This is a genomic window from Geodermatophilus tzadiensis (assembly GCF_003002915.1).
Classification (GTDB): Bacteria; Actinomycetota; Actinomycetes; order Mycobacteriales; family Geodermatophilaceae; genus Geodermatophilus; species Geodermatophilus tzadiensis.
Genome location: NZ_PVTG01000020.1, coordinates 97,873 through 113,544, shown reverse-complemented (window position 1 = coordinate 113,544; position 15,672 = coordinate 97,873). Strand labels below are relative to the sequence as shown.

Here is a 15,672-nt window from a genome sequence, read left to right as displayed (position 1 = left end):
CGCTCGGTGCAGGAGGCCGCGCAGGGCTCCGGCCAGATCGCCGACAACATCTCCGGGGTCTCCACCGCCGCGGACTCCACCACCCAGGCCCTCACCCAGACCCGGACGGCCGTGGACGAGCTCGCCCGGATGGCCGCCGGCCTGCGCACCAGCGTCGCCCGCTTCACCTACTAGCCCACGCCCGGGGCCGGCCGACGGTCGGCTCCGGGTGCGGGACTGCCGATGACAGATCCCGACGACCGGCGCCGCCCGGGGTTCGCCTCAACACGGACCGGGCTCGCGTCGAAGACCCAGCGGGGTGCCCCACCCCGGACAGCGAGAGAGAAGGCAGCGGTGGACGGTCTGGACGACATCGTCGAGGAGTTCCTCGTCGAGAGCCACGAGAACCTCGACCAGCTCGACACGGACCTGGTGGCCCTGGAGCAGGAGCCGGACTCGCGGGAGCGGCTCTCGAGCATCTTCCGCACGATCCACACGATCAAGGGCACCAGCGGCTTCCTGGCCTTCAACCGGCTGGAGGAGGTCACCCACGTCGGGGAGAACATGCTGTCCCGGCTGCGGGACGGCGTGCTGTCCCTGACCCCCGAGCGCACCAGCGTGCTGCTGCTCATGGTCGACACGGTCCGCTCGCTGCTGACCTCCATCGAGACCACCGGCGGCGAGGGCTCGGTCGACGTCTCCGCCGTCGTGGCCGCCATCAGCGCCGCCATGGAGGACACCCCGGCGCCGGTCGCCCCTGCCCCGGTGCCCGCCGCCGCCGCGGAGCCCGCCGCCGCCGCGGAGCCCACCGCCCCGGCCGCGGCCGTGGTCGAGGCCGTGGTCGAGGCCGCCGTCGAGGTCGCCGTCGAGGACGTGCCCGACCTGTACGACGAGACCCACGACGACGTCCACCACGAGGACGCCCACGACGACGCGCACGAGGACGCCCACGGGGAGGCGCCCGCCGCCGGGGCCCCCGTCGCCGGCGCCGGTGCTCCCCGGTCCGACGCCCAGGGCGGTGCGCAGCGCCGCGCCGTCGCCGACTCGACCATCCGCGTCGACGTCGACCTGCTCGACTCCCTGATGCTGCTGGTCGGCGAGCTCGTGCTGACCCGCAACCAGATCGTCCAGTACGTCGGCCGCTCGACCGACACCGACCTGGTGCGCGCCTCGCAGCGGCTCAACCTCATCGCCAGCGAGCTGCAGGAGGGCGTCATGAAGACGCGCATGCAGCCGATCGACCACATCTGGTCCAAGCTGCCGCGCGTCGTCCGCGACCTCGGCATCCAGTGCGGCAAGACCGTGCGCCTGGAGATGGAGGGCAAGGACACCGAGCTCGACAAGACGCTGCTCGAGGCGGTGAAGGACCCGCTGACCCACCTGGTCCGCAACGGCGTCGACCACGGCATCGAGTCCCCCGAGCGCCGCCGCGCCGCCGGCAAGAACGCCGAGGGCGTGCTGACCCTGCGCGCCAAGCACGAGAGCGGCCAGGTCGTGGTCGAGGTCGCCGACGACGGCGCCGGGATCGACGCGGGCCGGCTCGGCGCCAAGGCCGTCGAGCGCGGCCTGGTCACCGCCGAGCAGCTGAGCCGGATGGGCCCGCAGGACGTCCTGCAGATGATCTTCCTGCCCGGGTTCTCGACCGCCGCCGCGGTCACCAACGTCTCCGGCCGCGGCGTCGGCATGGACGTCGTCAAGACCAACATCGAGGCCATCGGCGGCACCATCGAGGTCGAGTCCGAGCCCGGCCGGGGCACCGTCTGCCGGCTGCGGATCCCGCTGACCCTGGCCATCGTCCCGGCGCTCACCGTCGAGTGCGCCGGCGACCGCTACGCCATCCCGCAGATCAGCCTGCAGGAGCTGGTCAGCCTGGACGCCGAGAAGGCCGCCAACGCCGTCGAGGAGGTCGGCGGGGCGCCGGTCTACCGGCTGCGCGGCGAGCTGCTGCCGCTGGTCCGGCTCACCGACGTCCTCGGGCTGACCTCCGACCGGCACGACGGCCACGTCGTCATCGCGGTGCTGCGCTCCGAGGGCCGGCGCTTCGGCCTGGTCGTCGACCGGGTCATCAACACCGAGGAGATCGTGGTCAAGGCCGTCGGCGGCCAGCTCAAGGCGATCGGCCTCTACTCCGGCGCGACCGTCCTCGGCGACGGCACCGTGGCCCTCATCCTCGACGTGCAGGCCCTCGCCCGCCGCGCGCTGCGGACCGAGACCGCCGAGCGGCAGGAGTCCCGCGAGGCCGCGGCCGCCCGCAGCGTCGCCGCCGAGGGCGAGCGGCAGCGGATGCTGCTGGCCGCCATCGGCGAGGGCCGGCGCGTGGCCATCCCGCTGGACACCGTCACCCGCCTCGAGCAGGTGCGCGCCGAGTCCGTCGAGCGGGTCGGCAACCGGGAGGTCGTGCAGTACCGCGGCGCGATCCTGCCGATCGTGAGGCTCGACCGGCACCTGGGCGCCTACGGCACCAGCGACCGCGAGGTCCTCGAGGTGATCGTCTACAGCGACCACGGCCGCAGCGTGGCGATCGTGGTGGAGGAGATCCTCGACATCGTCGACGGCGGCGCCGCCGTCCGCAGCGACATCGACGACCTGGGCCTGCTCGGCTCCGCCGTCCTCGGCGACAGGGTGACCGAGCTGCTCGACGTCCGCGCGGCCATCCTCGCCGCCGACCCGGCGTTCTACGCCGCCGACCACACCCCCGCGTCCTCGCTGCTGGAGGTCTGACGTGACGACCCCGACCGACACCCCTCCCCGGGCCACCAGCGGCCAGCTGGCCACGTTCCGGCTCGACGGCGACCTCTACGGCGTCGAGGTCGAGCACGTGCAGGAGGTGCTGCGCAGCCAGGGCCTGACCCGGGTGCCGCTGGCGCCGCCGGCCGTCGCCGGCCTGATCAACCTGCGCGGCCAGGTGGTCACCGCCATCGAGCTGCGCGAGCGGCTGGGCCGCCCGCCGCGGCCGGCCGGCACCGACGCCGTCGTCATCGTCGTGCGCCTGCACGGGGAGGCGGTGAGCCTGCTGGTCGACTCGATCGCCGACGTCGTGGACGTCGACGCCGGTGACTTCGAGACCCCACCGGACACCCTCGACGGGCAGGCCCGCGAGCTCATCCGCGGCGCCTACAAGCTCGACGGGCAGCTGCTGCTCGCCCTCGACGTCCAGAAGGCCGTCGGCGCCTAGCGACCTCCCGGCGGTGACGCTCCGTCACTTCCAGGTCACCTGAACGGTCCCGCCACGCGGCCGTCGCCCTCCGCCCCTCCGGCGATCGGGTGACCGCCGCGTGGCGTTGCGCCGTGATCACCCCCAGCATGGACGGACCGCCACTTCCCGGGCGGTGCCGTCGGAGGGGGAGACGTGCCGTACTCGCTGGTCAGTGCCGCGACGCTGGGGTTCGACCTGGTGCGCCTACCCGCCGGCCGCGCCGTCGCCGACGTGCTGCTCACCGGCCTGGTCGCCGGGCCCCAGGAGGTCGGCGCGCTCGCCCGCGCCGCGCGCACCCACGGCGCCGACCGCGAGCAGCGCACCGTGCTCGCCGTCCGCACGCGGCGGGCCCGGGAGCTGGCCGCCGCCGTCCCGCAGCTGCGGTCGGGATCGCCCGCGCAGGGCGAGGACCGCACCGCCGTGCTCGTGGCCCAGCTCGAGCGGGGCACCATCGGCAGCACCGCCGCCCTCGAGCGGCTGCTCCGCGAGGACGTGCTCGGGCCGGAGCACGCCGCGCTGTCGCGGGTCGCCCCGGACGTGCGCGAGCAGGCCGCCGACGTGCTGGCCGACGCCGCGGTGGGCGCCTGGGCGGCCGACGTGCTGCCGCCGCTGGTCCGCCGCGAGCTGGTGCTGCCGTTCGCCGGCGTGGTCCGCGACGCGACCACCCGCGGCGCCGACGCCGACCTCGGCCCGGCCACGCCCGAGCTGCGGTCCCTGCTCGCCGTCGTCGCCGGCTTCGACGCCCGTGGCCGGGAGCGCTGGCGCGCCGCCGTCGAGGACGGCCGCGCCGGGCAGCGTCCCTGGGCCGCCGCGATGCACGAGGCCTCGTGGGCCGCCCACGTCGCCGGCCGCACCCGCACCCTGGCCACCGCCCAGCTGCTCGCCGTCCGCGCGTTCGTCGACGGCGGCTTCTCCGCGCACGACGGCGCGGTGGGCTCGTGGAACGCCCTCGCCGGCGTCGTCCAGGCGATGACCATGGGCGACCTGCTCGACAGCAGCGCCACCGGCGTCCTGCGCGCCCCCTGGACCCGCCTCACCGCTCCGCCCCGCTGAGGCCGGGTCCGCCCCTCCTGCTCCGGCCGAGGCGGGACCCGCCGCCCGGCGTGCGGGTCGGGCGGGTCGACATGTGCCCGCCGGTGCCCCGGTCACCCGACCTTCCGTAACGGTTCTCCCGCCGGGGTCAAGGCCGCCCGCCTCCCGGCCGACAACCTCCCTGTCAGGCAACGCCGCGCCCGGACCGACCCCGGGGCGCGGACGACCGGATTGCGCTCAACACGACGTCGCCCGGTGCCGAGACCCGAGGTGCGACCCCGCCCGGGGTGCAGCGCGCGGCAGCAGCAGGAGGACGTGTGGACCCGATCCGGGTGTTGGTGGTCGACGACTCCGTCGTCGTCCGCAAGATCGTGACCGACGTGTTGTCCGCGGACCCGGACATCCAGGTGGTCGGGACCGCGGTGAACGGCAAGCTGGCCCTCGGCAAGCTCGAGGCGCTCAAGCCCGACCTGGTCACCATGGACATCGAGATGCCGGAGATGAACGGCATCGAGGCCGTCCGCGCGATCCGCGCCGGCCGCAACCGCGTCCCGATCGTCATGTTCAGCACGCTCACCGAGCGCGGCGCCTCGGCGACCCTCGACGCGCTGTCGGCCGGCGCCAACGACTACGTCACCAAGCCGGCCAACGTCGGCAGCGTGGCGCAGTCGATGGAGAGCGTGCGCGAGCAGCTCATCCCGAAGATCAAGGCCCTCACCGGCCGCCCGGTCGCCGGGCTGCCGCGCCCGGTCGCCGCCCCCGTCGCCGCCCGGCCGCCGGCGCCGCGCACCGCGCCGCACAAGGCGCCCGCCGTCCTGGTCGTCGGCTCCTCGACCGGCGGCCCCGAGGCGCTGGCCAAGGTGCTCCCGACGCTGCCGGCGAGCCTGCCCGTGCCGGTGCTGCTCACCCAGCACATGCCGCCGGTGTTCACCCGCCAGTTCGCCCAGCGCCTGGACCGGCTCTGCGCCCTGCGGGTGGTCGAGGCCTCCGACGGCGCGCCGCTGCTGCCGGGCACCGTGCACCTGGCGCCCGGCGACTTCCACCTCACCGTCCGCGGCACCGGCCGCGGCGCCACCACGATGCTGTCGCAGGGCCCGCCGGAGAACTTCTGCCGGCCCGCGGTCGACCCGCTGTTCCGCTCCGCGGTCGCCGCCTACGACGGGGCCGTGCTCGCCGTCGTGCTCACCGGCATGGGCGCCGACGGCCGCGCCGGGGCCTCCGCGGTCCGCGACGCCGGCGGCACGGTCGTCGTCCAGGACCAGGCCACCTCCGTCGTCTGGGGCATGCCGGGCGCCGTCGCCTCGGCCGGCCTCGCCGACGAGGTGCTGCCGCTCGACCGCGTCGCCGAGGCCATCACCCGCCACCTCGCCCGCGCCACCCCCGGCACCCCGCCGCAGCCCGCCCACCTGACCCTCGCGACGGGAGCCCGACGATGACGCTCACCGCCACCCGGTTCGACTGGGTGCGCCAGCTGGTGCACCGGGAGAGCGCCATCGTGCTCGCCCCCGGCAAGGAGTACCTGGTCGAGGCCCGGCTGCTGCCCGTGGCCCGCAAGATGGGCCTCACCGACGTCGACCAGCTCGTCGACCAGGTGCGCACCCGGCCCCGGCCGGACGACACCCGGCAGATCGTCGAGGCGCTGACCACCAACGAGACGTCGTGGTTCCGCGACGGCGACCCGTTCACCGCGCTCACCTCGACCGTGCTGCCGGCGCTGCAGTCGGCCCGCGGCCCGGCCGAGCGGCTGCAGATCTGGTCGGCGGCCTGCTCCAGCGGACAGGAGCCCTACACGATCGCGATGCTGCTCGAGGACGCGATGCCCCACGCCGCGACGCGGGTCTCCATCACCGCCACCGACCTCTCCCGCGAGATGGTCGAGCGCACCCGCGCCGGCCGGTTCACCCAGCTCGAGGTCAACCGCGGGCTGCCGGCGCCGATGCTGGTCCGCCACTTCCAGCGGGCCGGCAGCGAGTGGGAGGTCTCGCCCACCCTGCGCCGGATGGTCGGCGCCCGCGAGTGCAACCTCGCCGCCCCGCTGCCGCGGATGGGCCCGTTCGACGTCGTGTACCTGCGCAACGTCCTCATCTACTTCGACCTGCCCACCAAGCAGGCGATCCTCCGCCGGGTGCGCGAGCTCATGCGCCCCGACGGCTGGCTGTTCCTCGGTGCTGCCGAGACCACTCTCGGCGTCGACGACTCCTGGAGCCGGGTCGTCGTCGGCCGCACCTCCGTCTACCGCCCGCTGAAGGGGGCATGACCGTGCGTGCACTGGTGATCGACGACTCACGCGCCATGAGGCGCATCGTGAGCGGGACCCTGGAGGGGTTCGGCTACGAGACGCGGCAGGCCGGCCACGGCCAGGAGGCGCTCGACGTCCTCCACGAGGGCTGGGTGCCCGACCTGTGCACCATCGACTGGAACATGCCGGTGATGGACGGCCTGCAGTTCGTCAACGCCGTCCGCGCCAACCCGGCCTGGCGCCCGGTGACCCTGATGATGGTCACCTCCGAGAGCGAGCACGGCCAGATCGTGCGCGCGCTGGCCGCCGGCGCCCACGAGTACGTCATCAAGCCGTTCACCGCCGACGCCATCCGCGACAAGCTCGCCCTGCTCGGCCTGCTGCCGCAGGAGGTCTCGCTGTGAGCGACCTCAGCGACGCGGGCCTGCGCCGCCGGGCCGGCGACCTGCCGCCGGCGACCGCCGAGCTGGTCGACGAGGCCACGGTCTGCGAGATCACCGAGCAGGCCTGGCTGGCCCTCGTCGGCGAGGACGAGGTGCTCGTCCCGCTGCCGGCCCCGCTGCCGGCCGAGACGCTGAGCTCCTGGGTCGAGATCGTCGGTCCCTGGACCGGCGCGGTCGTGCTCACCTGCGGCCGCGACACCGCCCTCGACCTCACCCGGGCGCTGCTCGGCGAGCACGCGCCCCAGGAGGTCGAGCAGGAGGACGTCGACGACGCCCTCGGTGAGCTCGCCAACGTCGTCGGCGGGAACGTCAAGGCCGTCCTCCCCGGCCCGTCGGTCCTCGGCCTGCCCGAGGTCGGCACCACCCCGCCGTCCGGCCGCGAGGCCGACTCCGTCCGCGTCGCCGTCCTGTGGCGCGGCTCCCCCCTCACCGTCCGCGTGCAGTCCGTGCTCGCCGAGCGAGAGAACGAGGTGCCCCTGTGAAGATCCTGGTCGCCGACGACAGCCGCGTGATGCGGCAGATCGTCATCCGCACCCTGCGGCAGGCCGGCTACGACGACCACGACATCGTCGAGGCCGAGGACGGCCGCGACGCCTACGAGAAGGTGCGCTCCGAGGGACCGGACCTGGTCCTGTCCGACTGGAACATGCCGAACATGACCGGCCTGGAGTGCCTGCAGGCGCTGCGGGGCTCGGGGTCGACCGTCCCGTTCGGGTTCGTCACCTCGGAGGGCTCGGCCGAGATGCGGGAGAAGGCCGCCGACGCCGGCGCGCTGTTCCTCATCGCCAAGCCGTTCACCGCCGACACCTTCACCGAGCACCTCGAGGGGGTGCTGGCGTGACCGCGCCGCTCACCGTGGTCCTGCCCGACGCCAAGGCCGTCAAGGACATGCTGTCGGGCCTCGTGGGCAAGCCGGTCGCCGTCACGCCGGGCAGCCCGGTGACGCCGACCCCGAAGGCCCCGGTCTCGGTCGCCGTCTACGTCAGCCCCACCATGGCCGTCAACGCGCTGTGCGTGATGGACCTGCCGCTGGCGGCCTGGACCGGCGGCGCGCTGGCCCTGCTGCCCCCCGGTGGCGTCCAGGACGCCGTCGAGGAGGACGGCGAGCTGACGGCGATGCTGACCGAGGCGCTGCACGAGGTCGTCAACGTGCTGTCGGCGCTGTTCAACGTGCCCGGCGCCCCGCACTCGAAGCTGCACGCCTCCTACGCGCCCGGCGACGACCTGCCCGGCGACGTGGCCGGCATGCTCGCCGCGTTCAACCGGCTCGACCTCAACGTCGAGGTCCCCGGCTACGGCAAGGGCCGCCTCTCCCTCGTCGCGCCCTGAGGAAGGACCCCGGGGCGGCGCAGGGACCCTGGTCCCCGCCGCCCCGGGCGCACCCACCAGCAGCCGCCCCGTGCCACCGGCCGGGGCGGCTGCTGCCCGTCCGGGGCCGGCTGTCAGGCGGGCGCCGCCGCGTGCTCCTCGATCGCCGAGGGCAGGCAGGCCCACACGTGCTTGCACCCGTCGTCGACGTACCAGCCGTGCGCGACCGACAGGCGGGCCACCAGGTAGAGCCCGAGGCCGCCCTGGGAGGGGTCCCGGTCGACGGCCGGCGCGGGCATGGTCTCGGCGTCACGGTCGCTGACGTCGAGCAGCCAGCCGCCGGTCCCGGCGACCACGGTGGCCACGACCGGGCACAGCCCGTGCCGCAGCGCGTTGGACGCCAGCTCGTCGAAGGCCAGGACCAGCCGGTCGGTCGCCGGGTCCTCGCCCTGGGGGAAGCCGATCGAGCCGAGGTGGTCCCGCAGTCCGGCGCGGGCGGCGGGCAGCTCGGCGATCCCGCCGAGGTCCCAGCGCCACAGCTCACCGCGGCCGTCGGGCAGCGGCCGCAGCGGCCACGTCAGTCGACCCATGTCCTCTCTCCGTCGCCGTCCCGTTGCTCGGACGACGTCGGGGTGCCCAGTCGGCCCGGAGCCCAACCGTGCGATCCGGGAATCCGGACGGAACCGGACCGGATCACTCGCTGGGGTGCCGGGGACGTGCCGCCGCACCGGGGCCCGCCGGCGGTGCGGCAGCATGGGGCCCCATGACCCCGGACGGCGCCACCCCGCCGCCCCACGAGCTCCTCGCGCAGGCCGTGGAGGGCATGGACCGGCCCCTGTTCGTGCTGGACGAGGACTGGCGCTTCCGCTACATCAACCCCGCCGGCGCGGCCGTGCTGGAGCGCACCGCCCCGGACCTCACCGGCCGGGTCGTGTGGGAGGAGTTCCCGGAGGCCGTCGACGGCCCGTTCGACCAGCTGTACCGCCGGGTCCGCGCCACCGGGGCGTCCGGGTCGACCGAGGCCTGGTTCGCCCCGCTGGGCAGGTGGTTCCGGGCCGACGCCTTCCTCACCCCGGCCGGCCTGGTCGTCACCTACGACGACGTCACGCTGCGGCGCCGGGTCGAGGAGGAGCGCGCCGCCGCCGTCGTGGCCCGGGAGGAGGCCGCCGCGCACGCCGCCGAGGCCGCGGCCCGGGCCGAGACGGCGGCCCGGCACCTGGTGCTGCTCGGCGACATCAGCCAGGCGATGACCGCCACCACCGACGTCGACGAGGCCGTCGCCCGCCTGGCCGGGCTGGTCGTCCCCCTGCTGGCCGACTGGTGCCTGGTCAGCGTGGTCGACCCCGACGGCAGCCGGCGCGACGTCGGCCGGGCGCACCGCGACCCGGCGATGGTCGCGGCGATGCACCGCTACGCCGACCTGCGGGTGCGCACCAACCGGGCGAACGCGCCGGTGCCGACGGCGCTGGCCAGCGGCCGCCCGGTGGTCATCCCGCACCTCACCGACGCCGACGTGCTCGCCATGACCGCCGACGAGGAGAGCCGGGCCGCCCTCGCGCCGCTGCGGCCCTCGGCGGTGGCCACCTTCCCGCTGCTCGCCCGCGGGGAGCTCTTCGGCGCCTTCACGCTCGTCAACGGCCCCGGCCGCGGCCCGCACACCGACGACGAGCTGCGCACCGCCGAGATCGCCTCCCGCCGGGCGGCGCTGGCGCTGGACAACGCCCGCCTGGCCAGCGCCGCCGCGCAGGTGGCCGAGCGGATGCAGCGCAGCCTGCTCTCGCCGCCGGTGCAGCCCGACCACCTCGAGCTCGCCGTCCGCTACCGGCCGGCCACCCGCGGGATCTCCATCGGCGGCGACTGGTACGACGCCTTCCTCCAGCCCGACGGCGACACCGTGCTGGTCATCGGGGACGTGATGGGCCACGACGTCGAGGCCGCCGCGGCGATGGGCCAGGTCAAGACGCTGGTGCGCGGCATCGCCTTCGACCGGCTCGAGGAGCCCGCCGGCGTGCTGCGCCGGGTCGACCACGCCCTCGTCGGCCTGGCCGTGCCCGCGATGGCCACCGCGCTCGTCTGCCGGGTCGAGCAGGACGCGGCCGACCGGGCCGCCGGCCTGCGCCGGCTGCGCTGGTCGTCGGCCGGCCACCCCGACCCGGTGCTCGTGCTGCCCGACGGGACGGTGCGCGACCTCTCCGCGCCGGTGGGGCCGCCGCTGGGCATCGGCTGGCGCGGACCGCGCGCCGACGGTCGGGTCGCCGTCCCGGAGGGCGCCACGCTGCTGCTGTTCACCGACGGGCTCTTCGAGCGGCGTGGCGTCCCCCTCGACGACGGGCGGGCGCAGGTGCGCGGGCTGCTGGCGGGGGCCGCGGACCGGCCGCTGCAGCAGCTGTGCGACGACCTGCTCGAGCAGATGCTCGGCGAGGGCGTCGAGGACGACGTCGCGGTGCTCGCCGTCCGCGCCCACCCGGTCCACGGCGAGCGGCCCGGGGAGGCCGGGCCCGAGGTGCTGCCGCCGGCTCCCTAGCCGCGGGAGGCGGCCGCGCGCACCGCCTCGGCGACGGCGGCGATGCCCTGGTCGGCCCACAGCACCGAGTAGTGGTTGGTGTCGGGCACCTCGCGCGCGGTGATCCCCGACCGCTCCAGGCCCAGGCCGGCCAGGCGCACCTCGTCGTAGAGCCCCGGGACCTGGTCGAGCAGGCCGCGGCGGGCCCACAGCAGCGTCGTCGGCACCGGCAGGTCGGTGGTGGCCTCCAGCACCCGCTCGTTGAGCAGCACGTCGCCGCCGTCGACCCGGACCGCCTCGAGCACGCACGCACTGCGCAGCGGCGGCCCGCCGGGCGCGAGGTCACGGGCCAGGTAGGCGGCCACGGAGGGGACGTCGACCCACGGCCCCACCGCGGGGTGCCGCGCCCAGAACGCCCGGACGGCGGCCAGGTCGGGGAACGTCGTCGACAGCCGGTCCAGCGACGGGCCGAGGACGGCGGCGAGCACCGCGTCGACGTCGGCGCCGGGCGGCTGGGGGTAGGCCGGGCCGCCGTCGATGAGCACGAGCCCGTGGACGGCGTCGCGCGCGGGCCCGGCCGCGGCCAGCGCGGCCACGAAGGCGCCCATGGAGTGGCCCACCAGCACGGTGGCGTCGGCGCCGGTGTCGCCGTCGGCACCGAAGCGGTCGAGCACGGCGGCGACGTCGGCCGCGTGCCGCTCGAGGCCGTAGGGACCGGGCAGGCCCGCCGAGCCGGCGCGCCCGCGCAGGTCGGGGGCGACCACCTCGAACTCGCCGGCCAGCGCGGCCGCGACACGGGCCCAGGCCATCGCGTTCGCGGTGATGCCGTGGACGAGCACGGCGATGGGGGAGCCGGGGGCGTCGGCCGCCCAGTGCAGGGCCGACAGCTCGCCGCCGTCGACCGGGACGCCGATCTGGACGGGGTCGCGCACCTCGGTCACGGACCCACCCTGCCCGCTCACGCGCCGAGCCGCTCGATCGCGAACGCGGCCAGGAACCCGACGGTGGTGATCAGGCCCGTCCAGGTGCGGGTGCGCTCGAACGCCTCCGGGATCATGGTGTCGGCCACCATGGTGAGGATGGCGCCGGCCGCGACGGCGGTGATGACGGCGACCGCCTCGGGCGGCGCGCTCCCCAGCAGGGCGTAGCCGACCAGGGCCGACAGTCCGCTGGCCACCGCGATGCCGCCCCAGACGCCGAAGACGTAGCGCGCCGAGCGGCCGTTGGCCTTCATGCCCGCGGCGCTGGACAGGCCCTCGGGGACGTTGGAGATGACGACGGCGGCCAGCACCGGGGCGCTGACCGACCCGCCGCCGAGCAGGCCCAGGCCGAGCACCACCGACTCGGGGACGCCGTCGAGCAGCGCCCCGACCGCGATGGCCGCGCCGCTGCCGGACTGCTCGTCCTCGGAGGGCTGCTGCTCGGGACCCTCGCCGCCCGAGCGCTTGCGGTGCCGGGCGCCGCGTCGCGCCAGCAGCGCGTTGGCCGCCAGGTAGGCCGCCGCGCCGCCGAGGAAGCCGACCGCCGTCGGCCCGAGCCCGCCGGTGTCGGCCGCCTCGGCCACCAGGTCGAACGCGACGGCGGAGATGAGCACGCCCGAGCCGAAGGCCATGACCGAGGCGATGACCGTGCGGGGCACGCGCACGAACCAGGCGACCAGCGCCCCCAGCACGAGGGCGGCCCCGCCCAGCAACCCCCACAGCCCCGCCTGCAGCACCTCCGGCACGGCCCGCTCGGTGCCCGCTGTTGCGCTCCCCAACCGTCCGGGACGGCCGGGCCATGATCAGGTCACCTGGTCGTGGAGCGTCCTACCGGACCGTGGGACGTCGGGTGGGACGCGCGGGGATCAGGTCACCTGATCATCGCGCGGGCCCTCAGTCGGGGTGGCGGAGCAGGTAGCGGCCGAAGTGCGGGACGGTGAAGGCGATCTGGCCGCGCTCGGCGGAGTAGACCAGCCCCTTCTTGATCAGCGAGTCCCGGGCGGGGGACAGCGACGCCGGCTTGCGCCCCAGGGTGGCCGCGACCTCCGCCGTCGCCACGGGCGCACCGGCCGGGCCGCCCAGCTCGGCCATCGCGTGCATGTACTCGCGCTCGGCGGGCGTGGCCCGGTCGTAGCGGGAGCCGAAGAAGCCCACGGCCAGCTCGGCCTCGGCCACCGGGGCGGCCATCGCCACGTCGGCGGCGGTGATGGGGGAGGCGGCCGCGACGTCCCAGGTGACCTTGCCGTAGGCCTGCACGAAGTAGGGGTAGCCGTCGGCGGCGTCGTAGAGGGCGTCGAGGGCGGCGGGCTCGAACGCGACCTCCTCCCGCTCGGCCGGGGCCAGCAGCGCCCGGTCGGCGGCGGGCCGGTCCAGCCGGTCGATGCGCAGGTAGCGGAACAGCCGCTCGGAGTAGCTCTTGGACGCCGACAGCACCGCCGGCAGGTGGGGGAGCCCCGCGCCGACGACGATCAGCGGCGCGCCCTGCTGGGACAGCTCGTGGCAGGCCGCGCAGATCGCCGAGACGTCGGGCGCCTGCACGTCCTGCATCTCGTCGACGAACAGCGCGATGCCCCTGCCGACGTCGGCGGCCAGCCCCGCGGCGTCACTGAGCAGCTCGACGAGGTCGATCTCCATGTCGCCGGAGTCGGCCCGCCCGGTCGACGCCGCGACGTCGATGCCCGGCTGCCAGCGGTCGCGCAGCTTGGCGTCGGCCGGCGTCAGCCGCTGCGCGAAGGCCTTGAGCGTCCCGAGGACGGCGTCCATCGACTCCTGGTCGGGGTGGCGCAGCTCCCGCAGCGCCATGTGCAGCGCCGAGGACACCGGCCGGCGCAGCGACTGGTCCGGCCGCGCCTCGATCTTCCCGGTGCCCCAGCCGCGGCTGATCGCCGCCGAGCGCAGCTGGTTGAGCAGCACGGTCTTGCCGACCCCGCGGAGCCCGGTGAGCACCAGCGAGCGCTCGGGCCGGCCGCGGGCGATCCGCTCGAGGACGACGTCGAAGGCCGACAGCTCGTCGTCGCGGCCGGCCAGCTCCGGCGGGCGCTGGCCGGCGCCCGGGGCGTAGGGGTTCCGCACGGGGTCCACGTCGAGCACCGTATGGCCTCGTCTAGTCCCGGGGATAGAGATCGGTAGAGGTGGCTAGCCCGTGTCGCGCAGGGAGTCGAGGTGCGCGGCGAGGACCTGGCGCGCCCGGTCGGCCGGCAGGGCGGTGGGCCGGCTCACGGCGTGCACGGCCAGCCCGTCCAGGACGGCGTACAGCCGCTCGGCCTCCAGGTCGAGGTCCAGGCCGGAGCGGGCCTCGCCGGCCTCGGTCAGGACCCGCACGACGTCGCCGCAGAAGGCGTGCAGCTCGGCGGCCGACCGGTCGCGCAGCTCGGCCAGCCGGGGGTCGACCAGGGCCCGCGCCGTCAGCGCCAGCCAGACCTCGGTCTCGGCCTGCCGCTCGTCGTCCAGCGGGAGGGTCTCCTCGAGCACCCGCAGCAGGCGCGCCACCAGCGGGCCGCCGGCCGACGCGGCCGCCTCCCCCCGTGCCCGCGCGCGCTCCACCACGAGCGTCATCGCGAAGTGCAGGAGCTCGTCCTGGGTGGCGAACCAGTGCCGCAGCGACCCCATCGACGTGCCGGCCTCCCGGGCGACGGCGCGCACCGACGCGCCGGGGACGCCGTCACGCCGGATGACGCGCCACACCGCCTCGGCGATCTGCCGGCGGCGTTCCGCGGCGTCCACGGTCCTGGGCACGCCCCTTCCTAGCACGATTGTGCTACTTTCTTGACAGCACAGTCGTGCTAATACGGCACCGGAGGACCAGTGGACCTCGCACTCCTGCTCCCGCTCACCGGACTGGCCCTCGTCGACAGCACCAGCATCGGCACGCTGGGGCTGCCGCTGTGGCTCGTGCTCGCCCCGGGCCGCGTCCGCGCCGGCCGGGTGGTGCTCTTCCTCGGCACCGTGGCGGGTGCCTACCTGCTGCTGGGGGTCGTGCTCGCGCTCGGCGCCGCCGAACTGCTCGGCCCGCTGCGGACCGCCCTCGCCGGCACCGCCGGGCAGGTCGTGCTGCTCGTCGCCGGCCTCGTCCTGGTGGTCCTGGGGCTGACCGTCGAGCCGTGGACGAGGGCGGGCAAGGAGCGGCGGCGTGCCGCGCGGGCCGCCCGGGGGCCGGGCCGGCTGGCCCGGTGGCGGGAGCGGGCCGGCGGGGACGCGCCGCCCGGGGCGGTGGTGGCCCTCGCGGCGACCGTCGTGGGCGTCGAGGCGGCGACCATGCTCCCGTACCTGGCCGCCATCGCCCTGCTGGCCACGGCCGGCACCGGGACCGGTACCACCGTCGCCCTCCTGGCCGGCTACTGCCTGCTCATGGTCCTGCCCGCCCTCGTGCTGCTGGCCCTCCGCACGGTCCTGCACGACCGGCTCACCCCGCTGCTCGCCCGGTTCGAGGCGCTGCTGTCCCGCAACGCCGGGGAGGCCACGGCGTGGGTGCTGTTCCTGCTCGGCCTGTACCTGGTCGCCGAGGGCCTGCCGGTGGTCGTCGAGGTCCTGCCGCCGGGCTGACGCGCCGGGGCGTGGTGCCGGCGGCGCGAGGAGGCCAGGGTGGCGTGCGTGGCGGACACGACGGCGGAGGAGCTGCTCGCCCTGGAGCGGGCCGGCTGGGACGCGCTGTGCCGGGCGACCGGCGCGGACTTCTACGGCGAGGTGATGACCGGCGACGGGCTGATGGTGCTGGCCGACGGCTCGGTGCTGGGCCGCGACGCCGTCGTGGCCGCCCTCGGCTCGGCCCCGCCGTGGCACCGCTACGAGCTCGCCGACGTCCGCGTCGTGGGTGCCGGGGACGGCGCCGCGGCCCTGGTCTACACCGGCCGGGCCTGGCGGGACGAGGACGGCGAGCCGTTCACCGGGGCGATGACCAGCCTCTACGTCCGCGACGACGCCCGCTGGCGGCTGGCCCTCTACACCCAGACGCCGGTCCCGTGAGGTCCGTCTGCGGCCGTCTGGCGCTGACG

The 15,672-nt window shown here is 75.8% G+C and carries 17 protein-coding genes and 1 pseudogene; 13 read left to right on the top strand and 5 right to left on the bottom strand.

What is annotated here, in order from left to right; translation table 11 throughout:
• From LY71_RS24325 to LY71_RS21065, 10 genes and pseudogenes are all read left to right on the top strand, one after another.
• Nucleotides 1-174, top strand: a pseudogene (locus LY71_RS24325) (methyl-accepting chemotaxis protein); the annotation flags it as partial.
• A gap of 159 nt (nucleotides 175-333) precedes the next feature.
• Complete coding sequence (locus LY71_RS21105; protein WP_106281460.1) at nucleotides 334-2,700, top strand: chemotaxis protein CheA; 2,367 nt, start codon at nucleotides 334-336, stop codon at nucleotides 2,698-2,700.
• Between the two features lies 1 nt (nucleotide 2,701).
• Nucleotides 2,702-3,154: a chemotaxis protein CheW gene (locus LY71_RS21100; RefSeq protein ID WP_211297463.1), complete on the top strand. Its 453-nt coding sequence runs from the start codon at nucleotides 2,702-2,704 to the stop codon at nucleotides 3,152-3,154.
• Nucleotides 3,155-3,328: 174 nt separating this feature from the next.
• Nucleotides 3,329-4,228: a hypothetical protein gene (locus LY71_RS21095; protein ID WP_106281458.1), complete on the top strand. Its 900-nt coding sequence runs from the start codon at nucleotides 3,329-3,331 to the stop codon at nucleotides 4,226-4,228.
• A 296-nt stretch (nucleotides 4,229-4,524) separates the two neighbouring features.
• Nucleotides 4,525-5,643 carry a protein-glutamate methylesterase/protein-glutamine glutaminase gene (locus tag LY71_RS21090; RefSeq protein WP_106281456.1) on the top strand — a complete coding sequence of 373 codons (1,119 nt, stop codon included), beginning with the start codon at nucleotides 4,525-4,527 and terminating at the stop codon, nucleotides 5,641-5,643.
• On the top strand, nucleotides 5,640-6,464 hold the full coding sequence (locus tag LY71_RS21085) for a CheR family methyltransferase (protein WP_106281453.1): 825 nt from the start codon (nucleotides 5,640-5,642) through the stop codon (nucleotides 6,462-6,464). The genes LY71_RS21090 and LY71_RS21085 overlap by 4 nt, the downstream gene beginning before the upstream one ends.
• Nucleotides 6,461-6,850, top strand: coding sequence for a response regulator (locus LY71_RS21080; protein WP_281261628.1), 390 nt, complete (start codon nucleotides 6,461-6,463; stop codon nucleotides 6,848-6,850). Before LY71_RS21085 ends, LY71_RS21080 begins: the two co-directional genes overlap by 4 nt.
• Nucleotides 6,847-7,371, top strand: coding sequence for a chemotaxis protein CheX (locus tag LY71_RS21075; protein ID WP_245888168.1), 525 nt, complete (start codon nucleotides 6,847-6,849; stop codon nucleotides 7,369-7,371). The genes LY71_RS21080 and LY71_RS21075 overlap by 4 nt, the downstream gene beginning before the upstream one ends.
• Entirely contained in the window at nucleotides 7,368-7,730 is a 363-nt protein-coding gene (locus LY71_RS21070) for a response regulator (RefSeq protein WP_091116089.1), read from the top strand. Before LY71_RS21075 ends, LY71_RS21070 begins: the two co-directional genes overlap by 4 nt.
• Nucleotides 7,727-8,218: a hypothetical protein gene (locus LY71_RS21065; protein WP_106281450.1), complete on the top strand. Its 492-nt coding sequence runs from the start codon at nucleotides 7,727-7,729 to the stop codon at nucleotides 8,216-8,218. The genes LY71_RS21070 and LY71_RS21065 overlap by 4 nt, the downstream gene beginning before the upstream one ends.
• A 113-nt stretch (nucleotides 8,219-8,331) precedes the next feature.
• On the opposite strand, the gene LY71_RS21060 is transcribed toward LY71_RS21065, so the two are convergent.
• Nucleotides 8,332-8,787 carry an ATP-binding protein gene (locus LY71_RS21060; protein ID WP_106281448.1) on the bottom strand — a complete coding sequence of 152 codons (456 nt, stop codon included), beginning with the start codon at nucleotides 8,785-8,787 and terminating at the stop codon, nucleotides 8,332-8,334.
• Nucleotides 8,788-8,960: 173 nt separating this feature from the next.
• Here LY71_RS21060 and LY71_RS21055 point away from each other — a divergent pair, with 173 nt between their 5' ends.
• A complete protein-coding gene (locus tag LY71_RS21055) occupies nucleotides 8,961-10,721 on the top strand; it encodes a SpoIIE family protein phosphatase (RefSeq protein WP_106281446.1) in 1,761 nt (586 codons plus the stop codon).
• On the opposite strand, the gene LY71_RS21050 is transcribed toward LY71_RS21055, so the two are convergent.
• The 4 genes from LY71_RS21050 to LY71_RS21035 all read right to left on the bottom strand — a co-directional run bounded on the left by LY71_RS21050 (nucleotide 10,718) and on the right by LY71_RS21035 (nucleotide 14,416).
• On the bottom strand, nucleotides 10,718-11,641 hold the full coding sequence (locus LY71_RS21050) for an alpha/beta fold hydrolase (RefSeq protein ID WP_106281444.1): 924 nt from the start codon (nucleotides 11,639-11,641) through the stop codon (nucleotides 10,718-10,720). The genes LY71_RS21055 and LY71_RS21050 overlap by 4 nt on opposite strands.
• Nucleotides 11,642-11,658: 17 nt before the next feature.
• Complete coding sequence (locus LY71_RS21045) at nucleotides 11,659-12,426, bottom strand: ZIP family metal transporter (RefSeq protein ID WP_106281442.1); 768 nt, start codon at nucleotides 12,424-12,426, stop codon at nucleotides 11,659-11,661.
• 148 nt (nucleotides 12,427-12,574) lie between these two features.
• Nucleotides 12,575-13,762, bottom strand: a complete 1,188-nt coding sequence (locus LY71_RS21040) for an ATP-binding protein (protein WP_106281490.1) — start codon at nucleotides 13,760-13,762, stop codon at nucleotides 12,575-12,577.
• 54 nt (nucleotides 13,763-13,816) lie between these two features.
• A complete protein-coding gene (locus tag LY71_RS21035; protein ID WP_106281440.1) occupies nucleotides 13,817-14,416 on the bottom strand; it encodes a TetR/AcrR family transcriptional regulator in 600 nt (199 codons plus the stop codon).
• A gap of 69 nt (nucleotides 14,417-14,485) precedes the next feature.
• Here LY71_RS21035 and LY71_RS21030 point away from each other — a divergent pair, with 69 nt between their 5' ends.
• On the top strand, nucleotides 14,486-15,223 hold the full coding sequence (locus tag LY71_RS21030; protein WP_106281438.1) for a GAP family protein: 738 nt from the start codon (nucleotides 14,486-14,488) through the stop codon (nucleotides 15,221-15,223).
• A 39-nt stretch (nucleotides 15,224-15,262) separates the two neighbouring features.
• A complete protein-coding gene (locus LY71_RS21025; RefSeq protein WP_211297462.1) occupies nucleotides 15,263-15,643 on the top strand; it encodes a nuclear transport factor 2 family protein in 381 nt (126 codons plus the stop codon).
• Nucleotides 15,644-15,672: the final 29 nt, after the last annotated feature.

Excerpts from the sequence above, each read along its gene's own strand:
- LY71_RS21080 (WP_281261628.1), top strand. The coding sequence starts at position 6,461 with ATGACCGTGCGTGCACTGGTGATCGACGACTCACGCGCCATGAGGCGC.
- LY71_RS21085 (WP_106281453.1), top strand. The coding sequence starts at position 5,640 with ATGACGCTCACCGCCACCCGGTTCGACTGGGTGCGCCAGCTGGTGCAC.
- LY71_RS21055 (WP_106281446.1), top strand. The coding sequence starts at position 8,961 with ATGACCCCGGACGGCGCCACCCCGCCGCCCCACGAGCTCCTCGCGCAG.
- LY71_RS21060 (WP_106281448.1), bottom strand. The coding sequence starts at position 8,787 with ATGGGTCGACTGACGTGGCCGCTGCGGCCGCTGCCCGACGGCCGCGGT.